This is a genomic window from Campylobacter sp. LMG 17559, assembly GCF_024723605.1.
GTDB lineage: Bacteria > Campylobacterota > Campylobacteria > Campylobacterales > Campylobacteraceae > Campylobacter_D.
In genome coordinates this window covers 1-11,623 of the sequence record NZ_JANQCZ010000021.1, presented here as the reverse complement: position 1 = coordinate 11,623, position 11,623 = coordinate 1, and the positions used below count along the sequence as shown (strand labels likewise).

The window sequence follows — 11,623 nt, the reverse complement described above, 5'->3', positions numbered from 1 at the left end:
GTATTTGATTTTAATATAGATGAATAAATGATATATTTTGATAAATATAAAAATTATTCATGAAGTTTAATATGTATTATTTCGTAATTTTTTATTTTTTTTCCTAAAATTTTACCCCATCCTAATTTGGAGTGAGAGTAGTCTCCTAGCTTAAACAGCATTCTTTTATTAAAAATAATTTTAAGATATAAATCAACACAAAATTCATTGTTAGTTAGAAATAATATACTTTCTTTAAGCTCTTTGTATTTTTCTGCGTTTGGAAAGTATTTTAAAGCTTCATCATAGTGTATATCTTTTATATAAATAGCTATTTTATTTTGGTAAGATAGAAATTTTTTTCCCAAGATTAGATTTTTTCCTAAAATATGATTTTTACTTCCTAATTTATTTAATTGTATGTGTCTTATGTAAATTTGATGGGGTATATTTTCTATAATATTTAATTGATTTTGTAAATTAAAAGTGATTTGTAAAATTCTTTCAATATAACTTTTAGGTCTTCTTAAACTTAGTAATAACGGTGCAAAAGGTAGGTATCTCTTTGCAATTTTTGTGTCATTGATGCCTAACATAGAAAATAGTATTTTAGAAATTCTATCGCTGAAGTTAATATCAAAACTTTTTGGATAATTGTTAAGAGTGGTAATTTCAAAAAAAATCCAAAGAAGATAGTGATTGAAGAAATCAAAAAATAAACTCCATCCATCCCCGCCATCCTCATTCCTAGAGAGCTTGTCTAGTATATAAGAAGGGAGTTGTGATGTATTACCTTGTAGACCCATAAAATTAATCATAATTTCAATGGGAAAATCACTAATATTTTTATTGAATTTTACATATTCGATTTCTTTGTTAGGATGCATTAGAGCATTATTTACCCTTAGAAAAATATCTTCTTTGGGATGATCTTTTAATAATTTTTTAAGAAGTTTATAAAAGGTATAAGAGTTTGCATTGTTCATAATATAGGTTTAATTCCTTTTTTAAAAGGATAGTGTATAGTCGCTTTTGAGTTTATGCATTTAATTTTTAATTCACAAAATGAATTAATACTCACAAAGGATGATAAAAATTCTGAAATTATTAATCCTAGCTTATAAACTTCACCCAAAGAATAAAATTTAGAATCATCTATACTTATAATACTCATAGTACCTTTTTTTGTAATATACTCATCAATTAAGTAGCTTGGTTTTGACTGTATGTCAATTATTGAAGAGGTAAGTAATTGACATACTACTTCAGAAGTTTTATCATCAGGAAAGCTATAGCTTTCTAAAACTTGAAAAAAGGATGTTTTTGTTAAAAGAGTTTGATAACTAAATGACAAAATAGAAACTAATTTCCATAAAAGATCACCATTGGTTTTAACTTGCTTAATCGGCGTTGGAATGGTAATGTTTTTCGTAATAGCATCTTTATAAAAAGGTATAAGATTGATATCGCCTATTTTTAAACGGGTCGGTAAATTTTTATTACAGCATAATACATCTATTGTGATTGTTTCATTTGTATTGTTTGAGGAAAAAAACGATATTTCTTTGAAGTTATCTTGCTTGGAATTTGATTTATTTGTAATGTAGTAAAAATCTTGTATTTTATTTTGCATAAATTCAAAACGTTCAAAATTTTTATAGTTTTTTAAAATTCTACTCCCGCTGTCGCTATTATGTGCTTTGACTTGTTTTATTTGAACTATATCATATGCATTTAAATTTGTTCTATCGATAAAAATTCTATATCCATTTTTCGAGTGATTATTGATGATAGGTTCTGCTGTTTTTTCGAAAATATTAATGATTGGTGTTGTTGATAATGAGAATAATTCATTTTTTATAATACAATTTTTAGGAAGTGTTTTATTAAATTTAAAAAAAATGCTAATTAACTTACCTTTACACTCATGTAAAACATCCAAGCCTTGTATTGAGATAAAATTAAATTTTTCAGGCAAAAAAAAGTATTCTCTTAGCAAGGAAAAAGATTCAAATCCTAAGTCATTATAAAATAGGCAACTTTCGTTTGGCTTTAAACCCATAGTTTTAATATTATGGGTATTTATTTTAAATTCTTCTTTTGTGTCATGAGATATGACTTTTATTTCTTCTAAATATTGATGCATATAAAAAAGTAATGTAGATGATGTGTAAACATCATCCCCTAAGTATATACTTAGTCTATCTAAACCTAGATGTTCTATGTTTAAATCTTCTCTACTAACTCTAAGTTGTATATCTAATGTATGATATTGTCTTTCACTTCCTAAAAAAACATTCTCTATATTTAATGGATATAGATATACATCATATACTGTTTTAAATTCACATTCACATTTTTCTATAGATACGGATTTAACTGTACTATTTTTAGGAATAATTAATCTGTTGAGTTTGCTGTTTTCGCTAAATTTGAATTCTTGCATACACATAGAAGGTAGAATGTTGGTGTAATTTGGAGAAAGAATATTAATTAGAGATTCTGCAATATAGGGTATATTTTGATCTAATTCTTGATGAATTTTAGAGGTTAATATTGCTAAATTTTCAATAATTCTTTCTATATCTGGATCTTTACTATCGTAAGATAAAAAAGGGGTTAACTTGGGAAATTTATCTATAAAAATTTTCCGAGCATGATTAAGATAAGCAATCTCCTTTTGATAATAATGTATATCATCTTGTGTCATTTTAGATAACCTCGCAATATCGATTATTTTTAAATATAATTTCAATTGCAAATTCTTTAAAATTATCATTACAAAAAACACATTTTAGTAAAAATGAAAGTTGCCAAGGTTTTAAAGAATCATTATATGTGATAGAATTAATTATAATTCTTTTTTCGTATTTACTTATGAGTTTATGAATTTCTTTTGCCATGTTCAAGCAAAGTTCTGTCGAGCTTAAATTTAGATTTTCCATACTAGATAATCCAAAATCTTCAACACTTAAGCAGTCATCAAGTTTTGCATTAAGCAAAACTTGTATATTATTTTTTATTTCTTGAAATTCATTTTGATAAAAAGGGATATTTTTATATTGCTCATCCAATGAATGAATAATTTTATCCAGCAAAGACATTTATTATTCTTTATCCAATTTACCTACTAAAGATAGTTCAAAATTTCCACCCATATATTTAAAGTGAGGACGAACACTCAACCCAATCTTATACCATCCAGGCTCCCCTGGTATATTATCCACTTTTACTTGAGCCCCTCTAAAAGGTCTTCTACTTCTAACCTCTGCTGGTGGATTTTCTTGATCTGAAATATATTGTCTAACCCATTCGTTTAAACCATTTTCAATATCACTTCTTTCCTTCCAGCTTCCAATTTCTTCTCTTTGTAGTACTTTTAGATAATGTGCTAATCTTGAAATTAAAAATACATAAGGCAATTGAGTACCTAAGCGGTAATTTGTTTCAGCCTCTTTTCCTTCTGGTGTGTTTGGAAATATTTTAGGTTTTAAAGCAGAATTTGCTGAAAAAAATGCTGCATTATTGGTGTCTCTTCTTAGAGTTAAAGTTATAAACCCATTTTCTGCAAGTTCATATTCTCTTCTATCTGTAATCAAAACTTCAGTAGGAATTTTAGCTTTTAAGTTTCCAAAATTTTCATAAAAATAAGTAGGAAGATCTTTTACGCTTCCACCGCTTTTTGGTCCTATGATACTACCGCACCACCTGTATTTAGCAAAACTTTCTGTTAATCTTGTTGCGAAAGCATATGCTGAATTTCCCCATAATAGATGATTATGAGATGCGTGAACATTTTCTTTGTAATTAAAGCTTTTGATGGGATTTTCTTCACTATCATAAGGCGATCTTGTCAAAAACCTCGTAACCATTAATCCTGTGTATTTAGAATCTTCATTTTCTCTAAAAGTTCTCCATCTTGTGTATTGTGGACCTTCGAGAAGACTTTGTAAATCCTGAATATTAGCTAATTCTGAATAATTTTCTAAACCAAAAAATTTAGGTCCTAAAGAAGTTAAAAATGGAGAATGACTCATTGCTGCTATGCTTGACATTTTATTTAAAAAAGTCATATCTGGACTTGCAGTGCTTAGTTGGTAATCACCAATTATAGCACCAACTGGTTCTCCACCAAATTGTCCATATTCTGAAGAATAAATATTTTTATAAACAACACTTTGGGTGATGTCTGGATTATTTTCGAAATCTTCTAAAACTTCTTCTTTTGTAATATCAAAAAGATTAATTTTAATATTTTCATTAAAATCAGTTCTTTCTACTAAGAAGAAAAGTCCTCTCCAGGTCGATTCTAATTTTTGAAATTCTTCATTATGTAAAATCTCATCCATTTGTTTTGATAATAAATCATCGATATGGGCAATCATTTCATCAAGTGCAAATTTGTTGATTTTATCTTCTATGTTATCGCTTTCAACTATTGCGGAAATAAATTCGGCTACTCCTCTTTTTGCTATACTATAGCTTTCATCATTTCTAGCATATTTGCTTTTTTCCATAATACTTTCAATAATTGGAGTATCAATTACTTTATCTTTTGACATATTATGTTTCCTTTATTCTTCGTTATTTTCTTTTTTGATTTCTAAAAGCAACTGCTCTTTGGTTTTTTCATTTTTTAGAGCATCTAAAACAGCTTTTCTAAAATTTGGAATATTACCCATGGGTCCTTTTAGAGCCATTAATGCTTCTCTAAGGCGCATTAGTTTATTTAACTCTGGCACTTGTTGCACTATATTATCAGGCGAAAAATCTTTCATACTAGATATTTTTAGGTTGATATCTAATTCTTCAGCGCCTCCACCCAAAGTATTTTTAACATTAAATTGGGTTTTGATGTCTAGTTTTTGCATAACTTGATTAAAATTTATTTTGTTGATAGACACAATTTCTCTATCTTCTAAATTTTGTTCATTTTTACCTGTTAAATTAGCCATTATCATAAGTTTTAAAGGTAATTCTATCTCTGCATTTTGCCCGTTTGTTTTTGCCTTGTAGGTTATATTTATGCGTTCTTTTGGTGCACTTGATCCATCAGACATTTTACTTCCTTATTTTTTGAATTAAAATTTATTTTTTAAATTATACATAAAACTAAATAAAGAATAACTAAGTTTATATTTTTTTATTAGTTTTGTTTTTTGCATAATTATACTCATCACTTAAGTAATCCTTTAATAAGGTTTTTTCCATAAGTTCAACTAGTTGTAAGTATATAATTTTTGCATTATTTTTCATATTGTTTGTTTCAAAAACTTGTGCCATGGCTATTAAAGAATTTATATTACAAAATAAAGAATTATTATAATTTTCATTGTTTATTTCAATGAGTAATTGCTCTACTTTTTTATTTTTATCGGATGTAGTGAGTGTTTTTTTATTAGTTTCTTGATTTTGTTTTACAAAATAATTAAATGTATCTTCTTTACACATTAATTCGCCATTGTCAAATCTTAACTTGGTAATATCTTTGAATTTGAGAATAAAATTGCAAGTTAGTAAATTTAAAATTTTCAAGGAGTGTTCTTTTTGATGATGATGTAAAAAATCACAAAATAGTTTAAATCCTTCTATCCAGAAAGGGTTAAGTGAAAGGTTATTGATAAAACATTTTATTTGATCTAACTCATTCGTATTTTTATCTAATAGTAATTTTATTAAATTTCTATCAGGATATCTTACTTTAGTGACAAAATCTGAATGCGGTGGAAGGGTTTTTAATCTTCCCCAAGCTGCTTCTGCAAACAATGAATAAGCATTGGTATTTTCAATGTTATTTTCTAGTAATTCTATTGCTAGATTATTTAATAATGTTCTGTATTCTCTATCACTAAGATTAGATAATTTTGTGTTTTTTATATCGATATTTACTTGTGTCACTGGAGATTTAAGAGGTGATTGTTTAGTTTGAGTTATTTCTTCTTTAATGTTTAATTTTGCAAAATTACAATTTAAAATTTCGTGTAATTTTTCAAAATATTCATTTAAACTTTTAGCTGTGACTTGTGAGCATTTTGGTGAATTTTTATTAAATTCATTAATAAAATTTTCAACAATTTGTTTGTATTTCTTTTTTTGATTTAATAGTATAGAAGATGTTTTACTTATATTTTCAGGTTTTTCTCGAAATAATTTTTCTGTAAAAATTATTATTTCTAAAAATATTTTAAAACACTCTTCGTTATTTAATGCTAAACATGATAAAGAAAAGTAAGCGAAAATTTTCATATCCATCGAGTTGTTTTGTAAAATATCTAATGAGTATTCATATACCTTATCCCATTGTATTTTTTCATGATTTAATGTTTTGTATTTTGTCATCTCTTCTTCAAGTAAATGAAATATCTCTAAGTTTTCTAAATTTTCTTCATAATGATCACAGAAAATCATTTTTTATCTCCTAAGCACTATTGAAAGTTTTTTTAATTATAATAAAAAATAAAATTATAGTGTTATTTATTTAAGTATTTTTTTAAGGATGGGAATGAGAAAAATTTTTGTTATGTTGCTCATGGGGTTGTTTTTGAGTTCTTGCTCTAGCGTTGTAAGTGTAAAGATTGATAATATAAAAAATTCTAATTTAAATAGTAGAAATGATGATGTTCCTTTGACTATTATTGTGTATCAACTAAAAGATGTAAATAAATTTATAAAGGCTAGTGATTTAGAGCTGATTAATAGAGAGGATGCTCTACTCGGTAGAGATAAAATCGACTCGATTAGACTACAAATTGCCCCTAAAGATAATATTATTGCTTTTAAAGTTATAGATGAAGAAGTGCCGTATATTGGTATTTTGGTTTTATTTGCAAATAATACTAAAAAGGTAACAAAAATTTGGGCAAAAACAGATGATGCTAATGGTTTTGGAACTAAAAAAACATTAAAATTTGAAATAACAAAAGATGGTATTAGACATATTTAATCTAAGGAAAATATAATGGCAGATAAGCTAAAAGTAGCTTGGTTTAATGGGCTAAATATTGATAAAATTCATTTTGAGCAACAAGAACGATATTTTGAAAGAAATATTAATCTTAAAACAATTTCAACTTTCAATAATTTATATGGAATAATTGATTTAGAATTTTCCAATGAAATGTTAATGCAAGGAAAAATAGCACTTAAAAGAATTTCTGGAATTGCTAAAGATGGTAGCATTTTTAATGCACCAGAGCAAGATGAGCTTCCAGAGCCTTTGGAAGTTAATTATGATTCTTTGGTAAATTCTATTATTGTTATTAAAATTCCTATGGGTTTATCCTCTATAGCAGATATATCTTTGCACAATAATATACCTAATTCAAAATACATTAGTTTAAGAAGTGTTGTAGCTTCAAGAATATATGATGATAATACTAATGAAGTTTTTAAACATACTGATTTAGAAGATGAATATGAGAATGATAATATTACTTTCTCTCAAGAAAAAATAAGCATTACTTTAGCTAGTTTGAGATTGAAATTGGGCTTTTTAGGTAGCAAAACTCCAGATGAACTTGAAATTCCTATAGCAAAAATCAAAAATATTGATTTAAATAAAAAAATAGAGTTAGATGAAAGTTTTATACCCACTTGTTTAGATTTAAATAAATCTTCGTATATTAAATCATTTTTAGAAGAAATTTCGCATTCAATTAAACAGCATAAAGAAATACTCACTGAAGTATTTAAGGGTATAGATCAAACTAAAAACACCTTGGATTTTAGTACATATTTATCACTTAATCTTTTAAAAAAATGGTATTTTATTTTTTCATATATAATCAATAAAGATAAAATACATCCTGAAAATTTATATGAAAAATTAGTTGATTTTCAAGGAGATCTTAGTGCTTTTGGTACTGAAAGCTCCTTTTCTGATTTTATAGTATACAATCATGATGACTTGACTAACACTTTTTTACCACTTACTAATCAACTGAGAGTTTTATTTGCAAAAATAACTTCTCCAAAATATACTATGGCTCAAGTAATTGATAATAACAATGGATTTTATGATTTGTTATTTGACAATCCTACGGTTATTGAAGAGGGCGAATTATTTTTAGCTATTAGTGCTGATGTTAATCATGAGTATTTATTATATAATTTTAAAACTCAAAGTAAAATTCATACTCAAAGTAGGATAAAAAGTATAGTAACAACACAATTACGAGGGATAAACATAGAGCAAATTTCAAATATTCCATCTTCTATACCTTATTTAAATGGTTATATTTATTACAAGTTAGACAAAAAAGATGAGCTGTTTAAATACTTTAAGGGCGAAAATGTTATAAGTTTATATCTAACAACAAATATAAAAAACCCTGATATAAAAATGTGGGCTGTATTTTAAGGAGTAATATGCAAAAAGAATCACATTTTAAAGAAGGATCTTTGCTTTTAGAAAGTGATTTAAAAGGTTTAGAAATCAATAAAGTTGTTGATAATTGCTTGGAAATTCTTTTACTTGTTTATAGATTATCTAAGGTTCATTCTTTGGATACTGCTTATATAGAGAATTTAAAAGAAAAGCTTGTGAATGAAATTTTGGTTTGGAGTTCAAGATTAAGTACTTTTAAAGAGTATGATGAGAAAGATATTATAAAATTAAGATATTGTTTATGTGTATTTATAGATGAAAGTCTAATGAAAAATGATTTATTTATTAATAGCTCTTGGGCAAATCATACTTTAACTGTGAGATTATTTGATGAGACTCTAGGTGGTGATAATTTTTACGATATAGCGCTTTCTTGGTTGTCTAATCCATCCAAAAACAAGGATTTTTTGGAATTCATATATGTTTGCTTGATTTTAGGATATAGAGGAAAATATTCTCATGAAAAAGATGTTGAGGAAAAAATTATTTTTCTTTGTAATAATATAGCATCAGCGTTAACTCCTCTTATAAATTTAACAGATGAGACAGCTTTTGATAAGGCTTATAATGGAGCTAATAGGGAAAAATTTTGGCAGTATTTTCAACGCAGATTTATGAAATTTGCGTTAGTTGTTATACCTATTGGATGTATTTTAGGTTTTTTTATTTTTGCAATTTTTGATTTGCAAACTCATAATATTAAAATCGATTCTAATATTAGCAGTTTGATTAAGAATATAGAAAAATTATAACTCCTCGTTTGGAATGTTTAATTTTAACTTTTGAAACATAATTTCGTTCCAATGTTTTGGAAGGTTACAAATTTTTGGGTAATATTTTTGAAAAAAATAAATAAAAATTTGAGGATTTTCAGCTAGAGAAAAATAAAATTTTCCTTTATTGGAAGATAAAATTTTACCATCATGGTTAATATTAGGGCTATAAAATTTATATCCTTTTATTGGAGGCATTTTTTTAAGGAACTTTGAATTTGGATAGTGTTTGAAAAATTTTAAATAACCTTCGATATAACCCACCCCATATTTTAATGGATTTATATTGGTATAGAAAAAATCAATAAAACGGATATTAGAATTTTCTCCATAGTAAGGATTTGGTATAAGATTGATTTGTTTTTGATATAATTCTTTATATGTAGTGTAAGCACCGGCATTAAAAAGTAATTCATTTTCATCTTGAAATTTACCAGAAAAATATGGAATTAAAAAGTCATTTAGACTCCAAACTAAATATTCGTAAAAAAGCTCATCGCTAAATGTAATTTTATAATCTTGTTTAGATAGTGTATCAAGTTGATTTAATATATCGTTTTTATGGTTGTTTTTGTCATAGATTAAAGCGGTAATGCCACTATTTTCATAAATTTTATTAAAATAATTTTTAATTAAGTTAATGTTTTTGGAATGTAAATCATCAAAATATGAGTAAATTTGTTCTTTGGATAAGATTATATTGTTATTTTGCCTGAAATATTGCACTTTGTTGTTTGTTATTTCATTAAGCCAAAAATTATTTAATTTTTCAAAATTAATATCAAAATTACTTGCTATAAATTTTGGAAACAAGTTGTTTTTTTCTTCTTGAAATATTACCTTTCCTATATATAAAATAGCGGTTAAATCATTAATTTTTTTATTATATTTACTACTATAGAAATTTGAAATATCATTTATTCTATCTTCAACACATAAAATATTTGTTTCTATGCCAAGATATATGGTTTTATCTGATCTATTGTTAAAAGCATATTTTTTTAAATCAGGAAGTTTAATTTTCATTCTTTAGCCTAAAAAATCTATCGTTTTTTCGACAAATCTTGCATCTCTTTCATTTGGTTGTATTTCGTAAGCATTTTCTTGCCTTTCTTTGTCATCAAATTTATAAAAGCCATCAAATAAAATTTTATAATCATCGCTTATAGAGAATCCATGTGCATAAAACAAATATCCTCTTAAAATACCTTGTCCTGGATAATAATAAGTTTCAACATAAAAATGTCTAATCTCGTGAATCATAGTTTTTATTATTTCTTTTAAATCATGTAGATTATTTTCATTAACACGTATGCGTCTTTTGTAATATTCTCCCCATTCTTCTTCATCTCCTTGGAAAAAATCTATTTCACCATTTTTTGTTATTAAATTTAGGTCTAATTTTTCACATATAGCGGTTGCAATCTTACTAATTAAATTTTTATAAATTGCTATATCCAATTTTTTACCTTGCATCAATTCATCATATTTTTCTTTCAATGTTTTAGGATTGTTTTTTTCTATAGGGCAATTTAGCAAAACATCTTTACAAGTTTGAAAATAAAAATCTCTATCTCTTTGGTAGTCTTTGAAATCATTTTCCACGCTATCTATGAAAGATTGACTACCTAGGTCAAATCTATAGTAAATATAAGCAATTTTTCCTGCTATTTGAGGATTATTTTTACAGAATGAAAAGAAATTTTCTCTCATAATAGTAAAGGTATCACCTATTTTTTTAGATAGATATTCGAAAAATTTAACAGCATCCCAAACACTTTGTATGTGTGATATTTGGTTCCATTCTTGAATATTTTTGGGATAATTTGCAAGATTAACACCATTAGTAACATTATCATCTTCTCCAATACCCACTCTAAAACTCATATCAATGATCACATAAGGATCTTGTAAAGTCGGCATTTCGCCTTCATAAGCAAATACCACAATATAATATTTTTCAAATTTAGTTTCTTTTGTTCTATAAAGAGGAAGAGAAAAGCCAATTTTATTTGTATTTTCTTGTTCAATTAAAGTTGCATTGTAATCATCATTGCACTCTAATTCTCCATCTTCATCAATATCAACTAAAGTACTAAAACTATCAAAACTTTGCAAATAATCATCCGATACAAATAATAATTGCATTTTAGCTTGACTATCACATTCAAAAAAACCCCATTTTCTTTGTATATCGTCGTTATTCTCTAAGAAAAGTTCTATATATGTTCCTGGTGCAAACGGAGCTTTAAGATCGTATATTTCCTTAGAGCTTATGTTATTCATTTATCTATCCTTTATTTCTTTTGCAAATACAATTTTATTGTTTCGTTTTTTGGGGTATTTAACTTCTAATTCGCAAAGCAATTCTTCTTCATTTGTAATATAGCTTAAATGCTTTAATAAATCTTCAAACAATACCCCATTAACTATTCCTATACTACCATTGCTACCAAATTCTCCCTTTTCATTAATGTTATAAAGA

The 11,623-nt window shown here is 26.1% G+C and carries 11 protein-coding genes and 1 pseudogene; 3 read left to right on the top strand and 9 right to left on the bottom strand.

The window, feature by feature from the left end; translation table 11 throughout:
- Positions 1-53: 53 nt before the first annotated feature.
- The 6 genes from CAMP5082_RS07900 to CAMP5082_RS07875 all read right to left on the bottom strand — a co-directional run bounded on the left by CAMP5082_RS07900 (position 54) and on the right by CAMP5082_RS07875 (position 6,387).
- On the bottom strand, positions 54-965 hold the full coding sequence (locus CAMP5082_RS07900) for a type VI secretion system baseplate subunit TssG (RefSeq protein ID WP_257938269.1): 912 nt from the start codon (positions 963-965) through the stop codon (positions 54-56).
- Complete coding sequence (gene tssF / locus CAMP5082_RS07895; RefSeq protein WP_337206399.1) at positions 962-2,689, bottom strand: type VI secretion system baseplate subunit TssF; 1,728 nt, start codon at positions 2,687-2,689, stop codon at positions 962-964. The genes CAMP5082_RS07900 and tssF overlap by 4 nt, the downstream gene beginning before the upstream one ends.
- 1 nt (position 2,690) lies before the next feature.
- A complete protein-coding gene (locus CAMP5082_RS07890; RefSeq protein ID WP_066007556.1) occupies positions 2,691-3,083 on the bottom strand; it encodes a GPW/gp25 family protein in 393 nt (130 codons plus the stop codon).
- Positions 3,084-3,086: 3 nt separating this feature from the next.
- Positions 3,087-4,541 carry a type VI secretion system contractile sheath large subunit gene (gene tssC / locus CAMP5082_RS07885; RefSeq protein ID WP_039626296.1) on the bottom strand — a complete coding sequence of 485 codons (1,455 nt, stop codon included), beginning with the start codon at positions 4,539-4,541 and terminating at the stop codon, positions 3,087-3,089.
- A gap of 12 nt (positions 4,542-4,553) precedes the next feature.
- Positions 4,554-5,039 carry a type VI secretion system contractile sheath small subunit gene (gene tssB, locus CAMP5082_RS07880; protein WP_039626294.1) on the bottom strand — a complete coding sequence of 162 codons (486 nt, stop codon included), beginning with the start codon at positions 5,037-5,039 and terminating at the stop codon, positions 4,554-4,556.
- A gap of 73 nt (positions 5,040-5,112) precedes the next feature.
- Positions 5,113-6,387, bottom strand: a complete 1,275-nt coding sequence (locus CAMP5082_RS07875) for a TssA family type VI secretion system protein (RefSeq protein WP_337206398.1) — start codon at positions 6,385-6,387, stop codon at positions 5,113-5,115.
- A gap of 94 nt (positions 6,388-6,481) precedes the next feature.
- On the opposite strand from CAMP5082_RS07875, the gene tssJ reads away from it, so the two are divergent.
- The 3 genes from tssJ to icmH are packed head-to-tail and all read left to right on the top strand — an operon-like array spanning position 6,482 to position 9,117.
- Complete coding sequence (gene tssJ / locus CAMP5082_RS07870) at positions 6,482-6,922, top strand: type VI secretion system lipoprotein TssJ (RefSeq protein ID WP_337206397.1); 441 nt, start codon at positions 6,482-6,484, stop codon at positions 6,920-6,922.
- A 15-nt stretch (positions 6,923-6,937) separates the two neighbouring features.
- Positions 6,938-8,338 carry a type VI secretion system baseplate subunit TssK gene (gene tssK, locus CAMP5082_RS07865; RefSeq protein WP_337206396.1) on the top strand — a complete coding sequence of 467 codons (1,401 nt, stop codon included), beginning with the start codon at positions 6,938-6,940 and terminating at the stop codon, positions 8,336-8,338.
- A gap of 8 nt (positions 8,339-8,346) precedes the next feature.
- Entirely contained in the window at positions 8,347-9,117 is a 771-nt protein-coding gene (icmH, locus tag CAMP5082_RS07860) for a type IVB secretion system protein IcmH/DotU (protein WP_337206395.1), read from the top strand.
- Here the strand turns inward: icmH and CAMP5082_RS07855 are convergent.
- The 3 genes and pseudogenes from CAMP5082_RS07855 to CAMP5082_RS07845 form a co-directional block, all read right to left on the bottom strand.
- Positions 9,112-10,164, bottom strand: coding sequence for a hypothetical protein (locus CAMP5082_RS07855; RefSeq protein WP_337206394.1), 1,053 nt, complete (start codon positions 10,162-10,164; stop codon positions 9,112-9,114). The genes icmH and CAMP5082_RS07855 overlap by 6 nt on opposite strands.
- A gap of 3 nt (positions 10,165-10,167) precedes the next feature.
- Complete coding sequence (locus tag CAMP5082_RS07850; protein WP_337206393.1) at positions 10,168-11,424, bottom strand: hypothetical protein; 1,257 nt, start codon at positions 11,422-11,424, stop codon at positions 10,168-10,170.
- Positions 11,425-11,623, bottom strand: a pseudogene (locus CAMP5082_RS07845) (hypothetical protein); the annotation flags it as partial. It lies immediately after the preceding gene.

What these genes read in the sequence shown, in the direction of transcription:
- CAMP5082_RS07900 (WP_257938269.1), bottom strand. Translation starts at nt 965, where the DNA reads ATGAACAATGCAAACTCTTATACCTTTTATAAACTTCTTAAAAAATTA.
- tssF (WP_337206399.1), bottom strand. Translation starts at nt 2,689, where the DNA reads ATGACACAAGATGATATACATTATTATCAAAAGGAGATTGCTTATCTT.
- CAMP5082_RS07890 (WP_066007556.1), bottom strand. Translation starts at nt 3,083, where the DNA reads ATGTCTTTGCTGGATAAAATTATTCATTCATTGGATGAGCAATATAAA.
- tssC (WP_039626296.1), bottom strand. Translation starts at nt 4,541, where the DNA reads ATGTCAAAAGATAAAGTAATTGATACTCCAATTATTGAAAGTATTATG.
- tssB (WP_039626294.1), bottom strand. Translation starts at nt 5,039, where the DNA reads ATGTCTGATGGATCAAGTGCACCAAAAGAACGCATAAATATAACCTAC.
- CAMP5082_RS07875 (WP_337206398.1), bottom strand. Translation starts at nt 6,387, where the DNA reads ATGATTTTCTGTGATCATTATGAAGAAAATTTAGAAAACTTAGAGATA.
- tssJ (WP_337206397.1), top strand. Translation starts at nt 6,482, where the DNA reads ATGAGAAAAATTTTTGTTATGTTGCTCATGGGGTTGTTTTTGAGTTCT.
- tssK (WP_337206396.1), top strand. Translation starts at nt 6,938, where the DNA reads ATGGCAGATAAGCTAAAAGTAGCTTGGTTTAATGGGCTAAATATTGAT.
- icmH (WP_337206395.1), top strand. Translation starts at nt 8,347, where the DNA reads ATGCAAAAAGAATCACATTTTAAAGAAGGATCTTTGCTTTTAGAAAGT.
- CAMP5082_RS07855 (WP_337206394.1), bottom strand. Translation starts at nt 10,164, where the DNA reads ATGAAAATTAAACTTCCTGATTTAAAAAAATATGCTTTTAACAATAGA.
- CAMP5082_RS07850 (WP_337206393.1), bottom strand. Translation starts at nt 11,424, where the DNA reads ATGAATAACATAAGCTCTAAGGAAATATACGATCTTAAAGCTCCGTTT.